The 16,045-nt window shown below is 70.1% G+C and carries 18 protein-coding genes and 1 tRNA gene; 13 read left to right on the top strand and 6 right to left on the bottom strand.

Annotation, left to right across the window (positions count from 1 at the left end; genetic code table 11):
* The first annotated feature begins 172 nt into the window (after positions 1 to 172).
* The 6 genes from AB0F52_RS45000 (at position 173) to AB0F52_RS45025 (ending at position 5,959) form a co-directional block, all read left to right on the top strand.
* Complete coding sequence (locus AB0F52_RS45000) at positions 173 to 1,078, top strand: LysR family transcriptional regulator (protein ID WP_360184574.1); 906 nt, start codon at positions 173 to 175, stop codon at positions 1,076 to 1,078.
* Positions 1,079 to 1,196: 118 nt separating this feature from the next.
* Complete coding sequence (locus AB0F52_RS45005; RefSeq protein ID WP_360184577.1) at positions 1,197 to 2,342, top strand: CoA transferase; 1,146 nt, start codon at positions 1,197 to 1,199, stop codon at positions 2,340 to 2,342.
* Between the two features lie 12 nt (positions 2,343 to 2,354).
* Positions 2,355 to 3,104 (top strand): crotonase/enoyl-CoA hydratase family protein, encoded by a 750-nt coding sequence (locus tag AB0F52_RS45010; protein ID WP_360184579.1) that lies wholly within the window; start codon positions 2,355 to 2,357, stop codon positions 3,102 to 3,104.
* Positions 3,105 to 3,106: 2 nt separating this feature from the next.
* Positions 3,107 to 3,853, top strand: a complete 747-nt coding sequence (locus AB0F52_RS45015) for an acetoacetate decarboxylase (protein WP_360184582.1) — start codon at positions 3,107 to 3,109, stop codon at positions 3,851 to 3,853.
* A complete protein-coding gene (locus tag AB0F52_RS45020; RefSeq protein ID WP_360184585.1) occupies positions 3,850 to 4,767 on the top strand; it encodes a 3-hydroxyacyl-CoA dehydrogenase NAD-binding domain-containing protein in 918 nt (305 codons plus the stop codon). Before AB0F52_RS45015 ends, AB0F52_RS45020 begins: the two co-directional genes overlap by 4 nt.
* Position 4,768: 1 nt before the next feature.
* Positions 4,769 to 5,959 carry an acyl-CoA dehydrogenase family protein gene (locus AB0F52_RS45025; protein ID WP_360184588.1) on the top strand — a complete coding sequence of 397 codons (1,191 nt, stop codon included), beginning with the start codon at positions 4,769 to 4,771 and terminating at the stop codon, positions 5,957 to 5,959.
* A 9-nt stretch (positions 5,960 to 5,968) separates the two neighbouring features.
* Here AB0F52_RS45025 and AB0F52_RS45030 read toward each other — a convergent pair whose 3' ends face one another.
* Both AB0F52_RS45030 and AB0F52_RS45035 read right to left on the bottom strand, forming a co-directional pair.
* Positions 5,969 to 7,180 (bottom strand): LCP family protein, encoded by a 1,212-nt coding sequence (locus AB0F52_RS45030; protein ID WP_360184591.1) that lies wholly within the window; start codon positions 7,178 to 7,180, stop codon positions 5,969 to 5,971.
* Between the two features lie 195 nt (positions 7,181 to 7,375).
* The gene (locus tag AB0F52_RS45035; protein WP_360184594.1) at positions 7,376 to 8,119 is read right to left on the bottom strand and encodes an SDR family NAD(P)-dependent oxidoreductase; all 744 of its coding nucleotides are present in this window, start codon (positions 8,117 to 8,119) and stop codon (positions 7,376 to 7,378) included.
* Between the two features lie 39 nt (positions 8,120 to 8,158).
* Here AB0F52_RS45035 and AB0F52_RS45040 point away from each other — a divergent pair, with 39 nt between their 5' ends.
* Positions 8,159 to 9,205 (top strand): sigma-70 family RNA polymerase sigma factor, encoded by a 1,047-nt coding sequence (locus AB0F52_RS45040; RefSeq protein WP_360184597.1) that lies wholly within the window; start codon positions 8,159 to 8,161, stop codon positions 9,203 to 9,205.
* 136 nt (positions 9,206 to 9,341) lie between these two features.
* Here AB0F52_RS45040 and AB0F52_RS45045 read toward each other — a convergent pair whose 3' ends face one another.
* Positions 9,342 to 9,605 carry a WhiB family transcriptional regulator gene (locus tag AB0F52_RS45045; RefSeq protein WP_360184600.1) on the bottom strand — a complete coding sequence of 88 codons (264 nt, stop codon included), beginning with the start codon at positions 9,603 to 9,605 and terminating at the stop codon, positions 9,342 to 9,344.
* 535 nt (positions 9,606 to 10,140) lie between these two features.
* Between AB0F52_RS45045 and AB0F52_RS45050 the strand changes: the two genes are divergently transcribed.
* Together AB0F52_RS45050 and AB0F52_RS45055 are read left to right on the top strand one after the other, a co-directional pair.
* On the top strand, positions 10,141 to 10,629 hold the full coding sequence (locus AB0F52_RS45050) for a sigma-70 family RNA polymerase sigma factor (RefSeq protein ID WP_360184603.1): 489 nt from the start codon (positions 10,141 to 10,143) through the stop codon (positions 10,627 to 10,629).
* 170 nt (positions 10,630 to 10,799) lie between these two features.
* Entirely contained in the window at positions 10,800 to 11,372 is a 573-nt protein-coding gene (locus tag AB0F52_RS45055; RefSeq protein WP_360184763.1) for a sigma-70 family RNA polymerase sigma factor, read from the top strand.
* 49 nt (positions 11,373 to 11,421) lie between these two features.
* On the opposite strand, the gene AB0F52_RS45060 is transcribed toward AB0F52_RS45055, so the two are convergent.
* Entirely contained in the window at positions 11,422 to 12,255 is an 834-nt protein-coding gene (locus AB0F52_RS45060) for a LysR substrate-binding domain-containing protein (protein ID WP_360184605.1), read from the bottom strand.
* A gap of 96 nt (positions 12,256 to 12,351) precedes the next feature.
* On the opposite strand from AB0F52_RS45060, the gene AB0F52_RS45065 reads away from it, so the two are divergent.
* Both AB0F52_RS45065 and AB0F52_RS45070 read left to right on the top strand, forming a co-directional pair.
* The gene (locus AB0F52_RS45065; RefSeq protein WP_360184607.1) at positions 12,352 to 13,326 is read left to right on the top strand and encodes a bile acid:sodium symporter family protein; all 975 of its coding nucleotides are present in this window, start codon (positions 12,352 to 12,354) and stop codon (positions 13,324 to 13,326) included.
* A 124-nt stretch (positions 13,327 to 13,450) separates the two neighbouring features.
* Positions 13,451 to 14,008 (top strand): hypothetical protein, encoded by a 558-nt coding sequence (locus AB0F52_RS45070; protein WP_360184610.1) that lies wholly within the window; start codon positions 13,451 to 13,453, stop codon positions 14,006 to 14,008.
* 41 nt (positions 14,009 to 14,049) lie between these two features.
* On the opposite strand, the gene AB0F52_RS45075 is transcribed toward AB0F52_RS45070, so the two are convergent.
* Positions 14,050 to 14,319 (bottom strand): hypothetical protein, encoded by a 270-nt coding sequence (locus AB0F52_RS45075; RefSeq protein ID WP_360184613.1) that lies wholly within the window; start codon positions 14,317 to 14,319, stop codon positions 14,050 to 14,052.
* A gap of 186 nt (positions 14,320 to 14,505) precedes the next feature.
* Here AB0F52_RS45075 and AB0F52_RS45080 point away from each other — a divergent pair.
* Together AB0F52_RS45080 and AB0F52_RS45085 are read left to right on the top strand one after the other, a co-directional pair.
* Positions 14,506 to 14,579 (top strand) — tRNA-Ile (locus AB0F52_RS45080).
* A 327-nt stretch (positions 14,580 to 14,906) separates the two neighbouring features.
* A complete protein-coding gene (locus AB0F52_RS45085; RefSeq protein WP_360184615.1) occupies positions 14,907 to 15,305 on the top strand; it encodes a VOC family protein in 399 nt (132 codons plus the stop codon).
* 140 nt (positions 15,306 to 15,445) lie between these two features.
* On the opposite strand, the gene AB0F52_RS45090 is transcribed toward AB0F52_RS45085, so the two are convergent.
* Positions 15,446 to 16,045: a dihydrofolate reductase family protein gene (locus AB0F52_RS45090; RefSeq protein ID WP_360184618.1), complete on the bottom strand. Its 600-nt coding sequence runs from the start codon at positions 16,043 to 16,045 to the stop codon at positions 15,446 to 15,448.

Below are 16,045 nucleotides of genomic sequence, written 5' to 3' on the forward strand. Positions count from 1 at the left end.
CCCACCCTCCAGGTACGCAGTTCGCCGGTCCGGTACGCGGGACTCGCGTGATTGGAGGGGCATCTCGCGTGATTGGGAGGGCATCTCGCGTGATTGGGAGGGCATCTCGCGTGATTGGGAGGGCATCACACGTGATTGGGGGGACGACACGGGTGGGCCGTAGGGTCGGGGGATGGAGATGCTGCACCTGCGCTACTTCGTCGCGGTCGCCGAGGAGCTGAACTTTTCCGCGGCCGCGCGGAAGCTGCACATGGCCGCCTCGCCGCTCAGCCAGCGGATCAAGGACCTCGAACACGAACTCGGGCAGCAGCTGTTCGACCGCAGCACTCACCACGTCACGCTCACCGAGGCCGGGACCGCGCTGCTGCCGCTCGCGCGGGACGTTCTCGAGCAGGTCAGCGCCATTCCGTGGAAGCTCAAGGAAGCCACCGAGCCGCAGCGCAGCACCGTCTTCCTCGGCATGCCCGCCGGGGTGCACCCCGATCTGCGGGACCGGGTCAACGCCCTCGCCGAGTGCGTCCGGGACCGCTACGAGCTCAAGCGCTGGCCCGGCACCACCGCCGACCTCGTGCAGGGCGTGCACGACGGGAAGCTCGCGCTCACCCTCGCCCGGCTGCCGGTCACCGATCCCGCGCTGGAACAGCTGCCCGTGATGACCGAACGGCTCGGCGCCGTCGTGCCCGCCGACCTGTTCGCCGGCCGGGACTCGGTCAGCCTGGCCGAGCTGACCGAATTCCCGTACGTCGCCTCACCAGGGGAAATCGTTCCCGCCTATTTCGAGCAGTTGGACCACCAATTGAGCGAACTGGGCGTCAAGAAACGCATCCGACTGACCAACACCGGCTACGGCGGGACGTCGGAAATCATCTCCAGCGGTGCAGCCTTTTCCATTTCCATGCTCGACGCCAAGAGCCCGATGCACGGCTACCGGCTCGACAACGTCACCGTCCTGCCCTTCACGGATTTCCGCCCCCAGCTGGACACCGGCCTGCTCTGGCGGCGCGACCGCACCGACGGCGACCTGCGCGAGCTCGTCGACGCCGCGAAAGAGATCTTCGCCGAGCCGCTCAGTAGCTAGAAGAATGGTATGACCGCCAGAGTCATACCATTGTGCGCATCATGATCATTCCCTTTCCTGCCGGACGCGCCTACGTTCGTAAGTAGAGCGAACCAGCAAGGCGCGAAAGGACGACAAGATGACGGACATCACGACCGGACCTCTGGACGGCGTGCGCGTGATCGACCTCTCGACCGTGGTCATGGGCCCGTACGCGGCGCAGATCCTCGGCGACCTGGGCGCCGACGTGATCAAGATCGAGTCCCCCGCGGACACCGTGCGGGTGGGCGAGTACCGCACCACGCCGGGCATGACGGCACTGAACCTCAACGTCAACCGCAACAAGCGCAGCGTGGCCCTCAACCTCAAGGACGAGACCGAGCGCGAGCAGGCCCTCAAGCTGATCGACACGGCCGACGTGCTGATCACCAACATGCGCCCCGGCGCGCTGGCCCGCCTCGGCCTGAACTACGCCGACGTCGCCGCGCGCAACCCGCGCCTGGTCTACGCCCACGCGCAGGGCTTCCGCAGCGACTCCGACCGGGCCGGGAACGCCGCCTACGACGAGACCGTGCAGGCCTCCTCCGGGCTGGTCGACGTGGCCCACCGCGCGCTCGGCGAGCCGGTCTACCTGCCGACGATCATCGGCGACAAGGTCTCGTCGCTGACCATCGCCTACAGCGTGCTCGCCGCGCTGGTGCACCGCGACAAGACCGGCCAGGGTCAGCAGATCGAGATCCCGATGACCGACACGCTGATCGCGTTCAACCTCGTCGAACACCTCGCCGGGCACACCTACGAGCCGGCCGAAGGCCCCACCGGGTTCGCGCTGTCGATGACGAAGGGCCACGCCGCGGTCCACACCAAGGACGGCCTCGCCTGCGTCATCCCCTACAACCCGCAGAACTTCCGCGACTTCTTCGCCGCGGCCGGACGCCCGGACCTCGCCGCCGACCCGCGGGTGAACGGCGACGCCGTCAACCGGGCCGACAACGAGTGGCTGAGCGAGCAGATCGCGGTGTGCGCCCCAGCGCTGACCACCGAGGAGTGGGCCGAGGTGTGCGCCAAGCACAGCATCCCGATGGCCCCGGTGCTGGAGCTGGACAAGGCCCACGAAGACCCGTACGTCCGCGACGGCCACCTGCTCGACACCGTCGAGCACCCGAGCGAGGGCACCATCCGCACGGTCGGCATCCCGGTGAAGTTCTCCGCGACGCCCGGCTCGATCCGCCGCCTGGCCCCGCTGGCCGGCCAGGACACCGCCGAAGTCCTCGCGGAACTCTGAAAGAAGCAAGTCATGACCGAAGTACGCACCGAACGGATCGGCAGCACCCTGCTGATCACCATCGACCGGCCCCAGGCCCGCAACGCGGTCAACGCCGCCGTCGCGGCCGGGCTGGCCGCGGCCCTCGACGAACTCGAGAGCGACCCCACCCTCCGGGCAGGTGTCCTGACCGGCGCCGAGAACACCTTCAGCGCCGGCATGGACCTCAAGGCCGCCCTCAAGGGCGAGTCGCCGGAGATCCCCGGCCGCGGGTTCGGCGGCCTGACCGAAGCCGAGCTGACCAAGCCGCTGATCGCCGCCGTCGAAGGGTTCGCCATGGGCGGCGGGTTCGAACTGGCCCTGGGCTGCGACCTGATCGTGGCCGCGGAAAACGCCCGGTTCGGCCTTCCGGAAGTCAAGCGCGGCCTGATCGCCGCGGGCGGCGGCGTGATCCGGCTGCCGAAGCGGATTCCCCACCACCTCGCGATGGAGTTCCTGCTCACCGGCGAGCCCGTCACCGGCCGCCGGGCCGGCGAGCTCGGCCTGGTCAACCGCGTGACCGCGGACGGCGACGCCGCCGCGGTCGCCGTCGGCCTCGCCGAGAAGCTGGCGGAGAACGCGCCGCTCGCACTCGCCGCCGTCAAGAAGATCGTGCGCGGCTCGGAGGCGGAAGCCTTTGCCGTGCAGCGCGAAGAGACCAAGAAGCTGATGCAGTCCGCAGACGTCCGCGAGGGCATGACCGCCTTCGCCGAGCGCCGCGCTCCGAAGTGGACGGGCGAATAACCATGAAGATCGAAGAAGTCCGCCGTCACGTGACGACGCCGCTGACCGCCCCGGCGTTCGCGCCCGTGGTCCCGAGGTTCACCGACCGCGAGTACCTCAACATCGTCTACCGCACCGACGCCGACGCCCTGCGCGCGGTCGTCCCGGAGCCGCTGCGGGTCGAGGAACCGTTGGTGCGCTTCGAAGTCATGAAGATGGGCGACGTCTCCGGCTACGGCCCGTACACCGAGTCCGGCCAGGCGATCGAGGTCAGCTTCGACGGCGAGCGCGGCGAGTACCTGCACGCGATGTACCTCGACAACTTCCCGGCCACCGCGTCCGGGCGCGAGGTCAGCGCGTACCCGAAGACCGTCGGCAGCCCGAAGCTCTATGTCGACAACGGCGTTCTCGTCGGCACGCTCGACTACGGGACGCTGCGGGTGGCGACCGCGACCATGGGCTACAAGCACCACGAGCTGGACGTCCGCGAGGCCGAACGCCAGATCACCGTCCCGACGTTCATGCTCAAGACGATCCCCGGCTACGACGGCGCCCCGCGCGTCCAGGAGCTGGTCCGCACCGAGATCACCGACGTCGTGGTCAAGGAGGCCTACACCGCCCCGGCCCGGCTGCAGCTGTTCCAGCACGTCCTGGCCCCACTGGCCGACCTGCCGGTGCTGGAGGTCGTCTCCGCGAGCCACATCCGCACCGACCTGACGCTCGCTCCGGTCAAGCCGGTCTTCGACTACTTGAAGGGAGCCCAGGCATGAAGAACGCCGCAGTCATCGGTGCCGGCACCATCGGCCTGTCCTGGACGGCGCTGTTCGCCGGCCACGGCCTGACCGTCCGGGTCACCGACCCCCGCCCCGACCTCGCCGACGCCATCTTCAAGGCCCTCGAGGAGTTCACGCCGCACCTGGCCGCCCGCGGCCTCGACGTCACCGGACTCGCCGACCGGGTCATCATCGCCGCCGATGTGGCCGAGGCCGTGAAAGACGCCGATGTCGTGCAGGAGAACGGTCCCGAGAACGTCGAGTTCAAGAAGGACCTGTTCAAGCAGCTCGTCGAGGAAGCGCCGGAGCACGCGCTGCTGCTGAGTTCGTCCAGCGCCATCCCCTCGACGGCGTTCACCGGCGACCTGGAAGACGCGAGCCGGGTCCTCATCGGGCACCCGTTCAACCCGCCGCACCTGATCCCGCTGGTCGAGGTCGTCCCCGGCGAGCGCACCAGCGAAGAGTCCGTGCGGAAGGCCGTCGACTTCTACACCTTCCTCGGCCGCACCCCGGTCGTGGAGCGCAAGGAGATCCCCGGGTTCGTCGGCAACCGGCTGCAGAACGCGCTGAGCCGCGAGGCGATCTACCTCGTCGAGCAGGGTGTCGTCACCCCCGAGGACCTCGACAAGGTGATCACGAATTCGCTCGGCATCCGCTGGGCCACGGTCGGGCCGTTCCTCGGTTCGCACCTCGGCGGTGGCCCCGGCGGCTACCGGCACATGGCCGAGCACATCGGCAAGTCCATGAAGAAGATGTGGGCCGGGCTGGGCAACCCCAGCCAGAGCCCCGAAGAGCAGGAACAGCTCATCGAAGCTGTCGAAAAGGCTTACGGCTCCTCCACGTACTCGAAACTCGCCGAGACGCGCGACCGCAAGCAGCTCGCAGTGTTGAACGCAGTGGAGGAGAACTGACATGGAACCGCTCAACGACAAGCTCATCGCCGACTTCTACGACTTCGAGGCGCTGCTGCCGGACGACGAGCGCAAGCTGCTCGTCAAGGCGCGCGAGTTCATGACCAACGACGTCAAGCCGCTGGTGAACGAGAACTGGGAGGCCGGCACCTTCCCGAAGGAGCTCATCGGCCTCTTCCGCGACTCCGGCCTCGCGGGCCTGCCCTACGAGGGCTACGGCGAGCACAAGCCGGCGGTCAGCCACCTCCTCACCGGCATGATGGCGATGGAGATGAGCCGCACGGACGCTTCGGTGGCGACGTTCTTCGGTGTCCACAACGGACTCGCGATGTACTCCATCTACAGCGGCGGAAGCCAGGAGCAGCGCGATCGCTGGCTCCCCGAAATGGCCGCGATGGACAAGATCGGCGCGTTCGCGATGACCGAACCGCTCGGCGGGTCCGACGTCGCCGGCGGCATGCGCACCACGGCCAAGCGAGAGGGGGACACCTGGATCCTCAACGGCGCCAAGAAGTGGATCGGCAACGCGACCTTCGCCGACTACGTCGTGGTGTGGGCGCGCGACCTCGACGACAACCACGTCAAGGGGTTCGTCGTCGAGAAGGGCACGCCGGGCTTCGTGGCGGAGAAGATCCAGGGGAAGACGGCGTTCCGGATCGTCGAAAACGCCGAAATCACCCTCACCGGCGTCCGCGTGCCGGAGGAGAACCGCCTGCAGGGCATCAACTCCTTCCGCGACGTCGCCGAGATCCTGCGCGCCACCCGCGGCGGCGTGGCCTGGCAGGCGCTGGGCGTGATGGTCGGCGCCTACGAGCTCGCGCTGGACTACGCCAAGGAGCGCACCCAGTTCGGCCGGCCGATCGCCCGCTTCCAGCTGGTGCAGGACCTGCTCGTGAAGAGCCTCGGCAACATCACCGCGTCGTGGGGCATGCTGGTGCAGCTCGCCCGGCTGCAGGACGCGGGGATCTTCAAGGACGAGCACTCGTCGCTGGCCAAGGCGTTCGTCACCTCGCGGATGCGGGAGGTCGTCGCCTGGAGCCGGGAGATCTTCGGCGGCAACGGGATCGTGCTCGGCTACGACGTCGCGCGGTTCTTCGCCGACGCCGAGGCGATCTACTCCTTCGAGGGCACGCGCGAGATGAACACCCTGATCGTCGGCAAGGCGATCACCGGGCAGTCCGCGTTCGTGTGAGGTGAGTCTCTAGCTCACGCAGCCGGCGGCCGTACTGGCCGCCGGCTGTTCCGGGTCCGGAGAAGGGCCCGGCACCGGCGCCTTCGTGCCGGTGGCGGCCACCGGCTTCACGTCGCCGCCCGGGTCGTCACCCGCGGCCTGGACCGCCGCGGTGCTGATCGCCGTGGTGACGAACTGCTGGACCTGCGCCGGGTCGACCTTGACCGCGTCACCGTCGGACGGCGTCGCCAGCGACAGGCTCTGCACCGGGATGGTGGCGAAGGCGATCGCGCCCGAGGTCATCCCCCGCAGCTGCTGCGCGAAGCTGAGGATGTCCCAGTCCTTGTCCAGCACCACCGAACCGTGCACCGCGGCGACGAGCGAGCTCAGCTTCGACGGGTCGGTGAACGTGCCCGCGCTCAGCACCTTCTTCGCCATCCCGGACAGGAACGCCTGCTGCCGCGCGATCCGGTCGAGGTCGCTGGTCAACCCGTGGCGCTGCCGGACGAAGGCGAGCGCCTGCGCCCCGGACAGCGTCTGCGTCCCGGCCGGGAAATCCGCGCCCGAGTACTTGTCGTGCACCGGCTCCTTGAGGCAGACCTCGACGCCGCCGACGGCCTGGGACAGTGCGTCGAAGCCCGCGAGGTTGATCGCCGCGTAGTGGTTGATGGTCAGCCCGGTGAACTTCTCCACCGTCTGGATCGTCGTCCTCGCGCCCGCCTCGTTCGCCGCCACCTCCAGCTGCGCGCCGGAGAGGCCCTGGGCGCGCAACCCGGACATCGCGGCGTTCTTGCCGCGGCTGTAGGCCGAGTTGATCTTGTGCTTGCCGTACCCGCCCGCGATGTCCACATAGGAATCACGCGGGATCGAGATCGCGGTGGCCGCGGCGCCGCCCGCCGGGATGTGGACCACGATGATCGTGTCGGTGGTGTCACCGCCGTCGTCGCCACCACCGGCGTGGAGCGCGTCGAGCACGTTCTGTGGCAACGGGTTGCCGTAGGTGTCGGTCCGCGCGTCGATCCCGACGAGCAGGAGGTTCTGGGCGACCTTCAACGGCTCGCCCGGCGGGGTGTCGTCGGTGTCGACCTGTGCCGCGGGCGGGATGACGTCGGCGGTGACGATGCCGGCGTCCAGGGAACTCAGCTGCGTCCACAGGTAGCCGGTGGCGCCGAGCACCACCGTCGAGACGACGCCGAGCGCGACCCGGCCGCCGATCCGGCGCCCCCGCGACGACAGCAGCACGTCTTTCCCCTTGCTTCCCGCTCGTGTTCCCCTCTTCGAGGATCACCGCGTTAGCTGGGAATCAGCTGAGAAAGTTGTCGGAAAGCTGTGACGCTGCCCGATCGGCCGAGCCGGAGCCGGGTTTTGCCACGCACCGTAAGGAAGTGCGTACGCCGACGTGCTGTGGCACCGGCCACAGTGGCTCACGCTATCGCGTCACCGCGGCAGTTTGCGCCAGATCGCGCGCGGCAGCAGGCGCATCACGAAGAAGACCGGACGGAGCAATCCGGGCACCCAGACGACCCCGCGGCCGCGGGCCAGCGCCGCGACCGTCGCCTCGGCCACCTGGTCCGGGGTGCTGGAGAACGGCGCCGGCGTCATGCCTTCGGTCATCCGGCCGATGACGAAGCCGGGGCGGACGAGCAGCAAGTGGACGCCGGAACCATGCAACGCGTCAGCGAGGCCGCACGCGAAGCCGTCGAGGCCGGCTTTGGCCGAGCCGTAGACGTAGTTCGCGCGGCGCACCCGCACGCCGGCCACCGAGGAGAACACGACGAGCCGGCCGTGCCCCTGCGCGCGCAGCAGGTTCGCGGCGTGGGTCAGCACGCCGACCTGGGCGACGTAGTCGGTGTGCACGATCGCGGCGGCGTGGGCGCTGTCCTGTTCGGCACGCGCCTGGTCGCCGAGGATGCCGAAGGCGAGCACGACGGTCTCGAGCGGCCCGTGCTCGGCCGCCACCTTCTCCAGGAAGGGACCGTGTGCGGCGAGGTCGTCGGCGTCGAACTCGGCCGTGTCCACCGTTTCGGCGCCGGCCTCGCGCAGCGCGGCGACTTCCTCAGTCAGGTCCGCACCCGGCCGCGCGGCCAGCACGAACCGCCGGACGTCCCCGCTGACCAGGCGTTTCGCCACGGCCAGCCCGATCTCGCTGCGTCCGCCGAGCACCAGCACCGTTCCGCTCACCGCAGCATTGTCCCAGCCTGGGTGCGCTAGCGTGCCGGGGTGGGTCACGCTCCGGATTTCGAGACGCTCGTCGAACGGCACCGCCGGGAGATCCAGGTGCACTGCTACCGGATGCTCGGGTCCCTGGCCGACGCCGAAGACCTCGCGCAGGAGACGTTCCTGCGCGCGTGGAAGGGCCGCGACGGGTTCGAGGGCCGGGCGAGCGTGCGCACCTGGCTCTACCGGATCGCGACGAACGCGTGCCTCGACGTCCTCGCCCGCCGTCCGCGGCGGGTGCTGCCCGACCAGCTCGGCCCGGCCGGGGAGCCCGCCGGGCCGATCGCGGCCGCCGACCTGCCGTGGCTCGAGCCGTACCCGGACCGGCTGCTCGATGGCGCGGCCCCCGGCAACACCGGCAACAGCGACGACCCCGGTGCCGCCGTGGTCGAACGGGAGACCATCGAGCTGGCCTACCTCGCCGCCGTGCAGTACCTGCCGCCGCGGCAGCGGGCGACGCTGATCCTGCGGGACGTGCTCGGCTGGTCGGCGAAGGAGACGGCGGCGTTGCTGGAGACGAGCGTGGCGTCGGCGAACAGCGCGCTCCAGCGGGCTCGCGCGACGTTGCGTGAGCGGTTGCCCGCGCGGCGTGCGGAGTGGACGACCGGCGATCCGACGGCCGAGGAAACGGCGTTGCTCAAGCGGTTCATCGCCGCGTACGAGGCCGGCGACCCGGCCGCGGTCGCCCGGCTGCTGCACGAAGACGCGCAGGCGATCATGCCGCCGTACACGCTGTGGTTCGGCAGTCGCGCTGCGATCATCCGGGCGCTGTCGCTCTCGATGGACCCGGCGTCGCCCGACTGCATCGGGCGGTTCCGGATGCTGCCCGTGCGCGCCAACCGCCAGCCCGCGGTGGCCACTTACCTGCGGCGCCCGGACGAGCGCGAGCACCGGTGGTTCGGCGTCACCCTCCTCACGATCGAGGGCGGCGTGATCACGGCGATGGCCGCGTTCGAGTCGCTCGAGGCGGCGGCGTGGGGCCTGCCGGAGACGTGGCCGGCCGACGACGGTGCCCCCCGCTCCCCGGGAAAGATGCAAAGCGACGCATAGATAATGCGCGCAAAAAAGCCCGGGTGGGTGATTCGCGGGGAATCACCCACCCGGGCGCGCACACGGCCGGAATGGTTTTCTTCCGGATTCGGTGCTTGTGCTCGAGGCCGCCGGGAAGAGGTCACCGGGCGGCGCGTCAGGCCGCTCGGTGCCGCTCAGGCGCGGTGCGCACCAGCTGACGGCGTTCGACCGCGGTGACGCCACCGAAGACGCCGTGGTCAAGGCCGTTGTCGAGCGCGTAGCCGAGGCATTCGGCGCGCACGGGGCAGCGCGCGCACACGGCCTTCGCCTGCGCCGTCTGCCGGGCGCCGGGGCCGACCTCGGAGATCGGGAAGAACAGTTCCGGGTCCTCGTCCTTGCAGGCCGCGAGTTCCGCCCAGCCCGTCATCGTGGCTTCCATTTCCTTCGTTCACCTCCTTGCTGCTTCTCTTACTGCTTCCCATTGTTGGGGCGCGTCAACCGACTTAACTCCGGCGGGCGCGCGAGCGTGTCCGCTTGGGTCAAGGGGGTTTTGGCTTCGGTCCCCGGCTCACCCTCCGGGCAACCAAGACTGCAACACATGAGAGTACGCCTTTCTTCCTGGGATCTCGATGTCGATCACGTCACCCGATCGACGACGTCCGCGGGCCGCCGAGGGGTCGCGGGCCGGGCGGCACCGGTCCGCTTCCGCGTTGTCCGGTACGGGTTTCCGGTCGAGAGTGATCGAAACGCGTTCGCCGGCGACGATCTCTGCCGCCCGTCCGGAACCCGCCGTTCGCGGAGCCGGGCGGCACCACGCGCGGAAGGCTCCGACCACGGCCGCGGCCGTTCGTCACGAGCCGTCACCGAGCCGACGCGGTCCATTACTCCTACCGAGCAGTCTTGATCCGATCGTTACACGTAGCGGGCCCCTCACTGCACCTGTCCTTGTGAGGGCGAGGGGTGGTGGAGTTTCCGTGTGCGGTCACGACGAGTTCGACGCGTTCTTCCGCGCCGATTTCCCGGCCCTCGTGGCGTTCCTCTGCAAGGCCGGGTTCGAGGTCGAGGCGGCCCGCGACGTCGCCGCCGAGGCAATGCTGCACGCGCTGGAGGCGTGGCCGACCGTCGAGGACCCGCGAGCCTGGGTGCGCCGGGTCGCCGGGCGGCTGATCGACGCCCCGGGCGACGCGCGAGCCGACTGGACCCTGGCGGGCGACCCGCACCACGACGAGGAGCTCGCCGGGCTGGTCGAACAGCACGCGGGGCTCATCGAGCTGCTCGCCGCCCTCCCGGGCAAGCAGCGGATGGTGCTGGCGTGGTCGCTCGACGGGTTCACGCCGTCCCAGATCGCGGAGGCGCTCCGGGTCGCCCCCGCGACGGTCCGTTCCACCCTCCGCCACGTGCGGGAACGCCTCAGGCGACTCCGGGCCGCTCGGCCCGGTGACCAGCGGGACAGGAAAAGGTGAGCGAAATGCCGGCAACCGAGTACGGGGATCGGGCGATCACCGAGCAGCTGCGGGAGTCCAACGCCGCCCTGCACGACTCGCTGCGCGCCGGGCTCGACGTGGAGGGCGCCCTGCTGCGCGTCCGCAGCCGGGCGCTGGTCCGGGAGATCGCCGCGACGCAGCCCGCCGAGGTGTTCCCGCCGCACTGGCGGCACCACGACGAGCCGGTCGCCGCCGCGATCGCCGGCGACGACGCCGCGATCGCGCGCCTGCTCGCCACCGTCCGGCCGCTCGTCGTCCGCTACTGCCGCGCCCGCGTCGGCCGGCACGAGCGTTCGTTCACTTCGGCGGACGACGTCGCCCAGGAGGTCTGCCTCGCCGTGCTCACCGCGCTGCCGTCGTACCACGACCAGGGCCGCCCGTTCCTGGCGTTCGTCTACGGCATCGCCCAGCACAAGGTGGCCGACGCCCACCGCGCCGCGGCCCGCAACCGCAGCGACCCGGTACCGGAGGTCCCGGACAGCGTCAGCGAGACGGCCGGGCCAGAGCAGCGGGCGCTGCGGTTCGAGCTGAACGAGCGGCTCGCCCGGCTGCTGGACATCCTGCCCGCGAAGCAGCGGGAGATCGTCGTGCTGAGGGTGGTGGTCGGGCTGTCGGCCGAAGAGACGGCCGCGGCGGTCGGGTCCACGCCGGGGGCGGTGCGGGTCGCGCAGCACCGCGCGCTCGGCCGCCTGCGCCGATTGCTCACCGGCGATCAGGTGTAACCGGGAGCGAAGCTCCTCCGTCGAGGGTGGTGGCGGGGACATGGGCGGCTTAGTGCCGGACGCGCTCCAGAACGAACTCGGCCAGTGCCGCCGCCGGGCCTTCCATCGACTCCCGGGCCAGCAGCATGAACTCGATGTCGCCGGGCTCCGGGAGGCCGTCGAGCTCGGTCAGGTCGGCCGGGATCAGGCTGCGCGCGTGCAGGGTGACGCCCAGGCCGGCCGCCGCCGCGGCACGCAGGCCGGTGAGGCTCGACGTCTGGCACGCCGCGCGCCACTCGAGGCCGGCGCGCTCGAGGCACTCCACGGCCAGCTGCCGGGTGATCGACGGCATCGGGTACTGCACCAGCGGCACCGGCCGGCCCGGCTCCAGCACGGTGGCGGCCGACCCGATCCAGACCAGCGGCTCCCGCCAGAGCAGCCGGCCGTGGTGCGCGCCCGGGCGGCGTTTGCCCAGCACCAGGTCGAGCTGCCCGGACCGCAGCCGCTGGGTCAGGACGTCCGACAGCTCGACGGTCAGCTCGACGTCCACCAGCGGGTGGCTGCGGCGCAGCCGGTGCAGGATCTCCGGCAGCTCGCCCAGCGCGAAGTCCTCGGAGACGCCGAAGCGCACCCGGCCGCGGAGTTCGGCGCCGCGGAAATGCCGCTCCGCGCGCTCTTCGGTGTCGACGACGGTCTGCGCGAACCCGAGCATCGCCTGCCCGCGTGCGGTGAGCTCGACGGTGTGGGTGTCGCGGGCGAACAGCAGCCCGCCGGAGTCGCGCTCCAGCCGTCGCACGTGCTGGCTGATCGTCGGCTGACCGACCCCCAGCCGCCGGGCGGCCGCGGTGAAGCTGCGCGTCTCGGCGACGGCGAGGAACGAACGGCACAGGCGAGGGTCCAGCACCGGGCGAGCTTATCGCGATTCGCGATGACAGTCAGTCCGGTCATCGGGGTTCCGAATGAGCATCGGGTCGCCGAGAATGGTCGTGGAAGGAGATCCATGTCCCGGTTACGCCTCGACCCGTTCGTCCTCGCGATCCTCGCCACCGTCGGCGTCGCCACCCTGCTGCCCGCCTCGGGCGCGGTGGCCGGCGGCTTCGGCGTCGCCACCACGATCGCCGTCGGCCTGCTGTTCTTCCTGTACGGCGCCCGACTGTCGACGCAGGAAGCCCTCGACGGGCTGCGGCACTGGCGGCTGCACGCGGTGGTGCTCGCGGCGACGTTCGTCCTGTTCCCGCTGCTCGGCCTGGCGCTGTTCCTCCTGCCGCCGTCGATCCTGCCGGCCCAGCTGGCGGCCGGGGTGCTGTTCCTGGCGGTGCTGCCCTCGACCGTGCAGTCCTCGATCGCGTTCACGTCCATCGCCCGCGGCAACGTCGCGGCGGCGATCTGCAGCGCGTCGCTGTCCAACCTGGCCGGCATCGTGCTGACGCCACTGCTGGTGGCCCTGCTGCTGGCCGGCGACGGCGCGGGCGTCGACGGTTCGGCGGTGCTCGGGATCGTGCTGCAGCTGCTGGCGCCGTTCGTGGCGGGCCAGCTGACGCGCCGCTGGATCGGCGGCTGGATCACGCGGCACGCGGCGGCGCTGAAACCGGTCGACCGCGGCTCGATCCTTTTGGTCGTCTACACGGCGTTCAGCGCGGGCATGACGGAGGGCATCTGGCACCGGCTCGACTTGGGCCACCTTCTCGTGCTGGGCGTGGTGTGCTGCGCGCTGCTCGCGGCGGTGCTGGCGGCGACGGGCCTGGGCGCGCGCCTGCTGGGTTTCGCCCGCGCGGACCGGATCACGATCGTGTTCTGCGGGTCGAAGAAGAGCCTGGCCAGCGGCCTGCCGATGGCGACGGTGCTGTTCGGGCACGCCCAGGTGGGACTGATCGTGCTGCCGCTGATGCTGTTCCACCAGATCCAGCTGATCGTCTGCGCCACCCTGGCCCGCCGGTACGCCGCCGAGCAGGAGCGGGAACTCCTGCCGGCCTGACCGGCGATTCCTTTGTGGACGATCAGCAGCACAGCGACATACACAAGACGTACAAAGGGATCCCGAGTAACGGCGGCGGCCGGCGCAGCGATGCGCGGTGCATCACCACTCAGGAAGGATCTCCATGGGGAACACAGCACGAACCGCGCTCGCCGCACTCGCCGGCGCCGCGGTGGTCACCGCGGGCGCGGTGGCGTTCGCGGGCGCCTCGGCCGCGGCCGGCCCGGCACCGGCACCGGCCGTCCAAGCGGGACAAGCCACCTGCGTGATCGACAGCGGCGGCTACTGCACGGTGTCCCACAGCCTCGGCGAAGTACCGGAGGCCATCGTGGTTTCACCGATCACGCCGGGCGCGGCCTACGGGTACCTGCTCAGCACGGTCCAGGACTCCGCCACCGCCACCACGTTCCGGGTGCGGGCGATGGCCACCCAGGACACGCCGAAAACGTCCGGCCGGATCTGGTTCAGCTACGCGGCCTACGCCACGGCGTCGGCACCGGGCACCCCGACACCGACGGCCACCTCCGACACGCCGACGCCGAGCACCTCCCGCACGCCGGCTTCGGACCTCCCGACCCCGACGCCCGGCACGTCCCTCACCCCGACGTCGGACTTCCCGGCACCCGGCACCTCTCTCGAGCCGACTCCGCCCATCCCGACACCGACACCCAGCAGCCGCTGAGCGGAATCCGCGGCCTTCGCCCTGCCTGCCAAGGCTTTCCGTCAACGCGGACGGGGCGAAGGCTTGGTTCCCAGCTCCTCCGCGAAAATGGCGTCGACACGCGAACCCGCGCGCCGCAACGCACGCGCGACCGCGCGGATCAGATAACCGGCCGCGAACAGAAGCAACAACGCCAAGCCGATGACCCCGGGGTTCGCCACGACGACCTCCCGGTACTCGTGCGCGAGATAGCCCAAACCAGCCCCCGCGGTGAACGCGTTCAGCAACGCCAGCCGGGTTGCCCGGTAAGAAGACGAGGTGGCAGAGCCCATTGCTTCCTCCCGCCGTTCCGGTCAGCGGTCACGCCCTTGCAACCTAAACGAGCCTGCGCCAGTCGGCGGCCACTTCAACCTGTTTGGCCTACCGGATCTCCCCGGATGGCCGCTGTGATAACTTGAAGCGAACTGAGTGTTCTGTGCAGATGCAAACCTCGGGTTGTTCGCGAACCCCGAGGCGAGGGGGCGGTAGCTCAGTTGGTTAGAGCAGGGGACTCATAATCCCTTGGCCGCGGGTTCGAGCCCCGCCCGCCCTACACTCGTGAGCCCGGCTCGGCGCTTCGCTTCCTCGTCCGGGCTCTCTCGTTTCGTTGTTTTCTTCTGGGGGTGCAACCCCCAGACCCCGCCCGGCGGGCTCTGCCCCCGGACCCCCGTCTGGGTCGCCTTTGGCCGCTGGCTGACCGTGTCGCTGGGGCCCTTTGGCCGCTGGCTTCCCCGTCTGGGTCACCTTCGGCCGCTGGCTCATCCCCCGTCTGGGTTGCCTTGGGCTGCTCGCTCACCTTGGTTGTGCGTCGGACCGTTGCGTTCGTGAGAGGGCACGTGCGGAGTTGCGCGCGGGCTCGATTGGGTGGCTAGGGTGGTTTATGACCCTGAGCACTTACCACCTCAGAGCTTCTATTGCGGTGTCCGATATTGGGCGGGCGGTTGCCTTCTACGAAGGGAAGCTTGGCCTGCAGGCTCTGCAGTCCGGCCCTAGTGCCCACATTGCCGAAGGCAGTCGGACCTACGGAGCTGGTGGCGGACCGGCGCTGAACGTGTACCAGTCCGATACCGCCGGGAAGAGCCCCGCCACGCTGGCGACCTGGTATGTCGATGATATCGACAAGGTTGTCGGCGAACTCACTTCCGCCGGCGTCGAGTTCGCCCGGTATGAGCAGCTCGAACACGATGCGCAGGGGATCACCGCCCGGGCCGGTGGTGGGCGGGTTGCCTGGTTCCAGGACCCGGATGGCAACACCTTCGCCATCGAAGCCGACGTCTGAGCGGGCATGACCTCTGGCCCTGCGCCTCGGCCGAACCCCCGTCTGGGTCACCTTGGGCTGTTCACCTCGGTGGGTGATCCCGGCGTGGTCGGCTGAGGTGCCGGCCTTGGCTTGTGTGTCCTTTGTGCATTCTTTCGTCGTCAGCGTGCTCGGTCGTAGACCATTGCCGTCTCGCCCTTGGTGCCCGCTTCGTGGTGGGTCAGGTGCCACTTCGAGGGCGGTAGGCCGTCTTCGAACAAGTGGGGCCCTGCTCCCGCTATTTCGGGGCAGATCATCAAGTAGAGGCGGTCCAGCAAGTCGGCCGCCAGAAGTGGCTTTATCACGCTTGCGCTGCTGTTGACGAGGATGTCGCCGCCCTGTTCGGTCTTCAGCTCCGCGATGATTTTCGGGGCCGGTGCGTTCACCAGGCGGGTGCGGTCCCACGGGGCGCTGGGCAACGTTGCCGAGAAGACCACCTTTTCCGCGTCCACCAGCCATCGCGCGTAGGCGCGGTCGCGCGGATCCGCCTTCTCGTCCGCCGCCACCGTCGGCCAGAACCCCAGGAAACCCTCCGCGTTGCGGCGCCCGAGGACCGCCGTCGTCGCCCCCTCCCAGATCCGGCCCAAGTGGCGGCGCGCGGTTTCCGTCGTGGCGTACGGGAGGATCGCGCCCATGTCCGCGGGGCCGGCGGGGCCGTGGTAACGCCCGTCGAGGGTGAGACTCAGGTTCGCCGTCACCCGGCGGCCGGTCGGCTCGGTCAT

The organism is Amycolatopsis sp. NPDC024027 (genome assembly GCF_040638975.1).
Taxonomy (GTDB): domain Bacteria; phylum Actinomycetota; class Actinomycetes; order Mycobacteriales; family Pseudonocardiaceae; genus Amycolatopsis.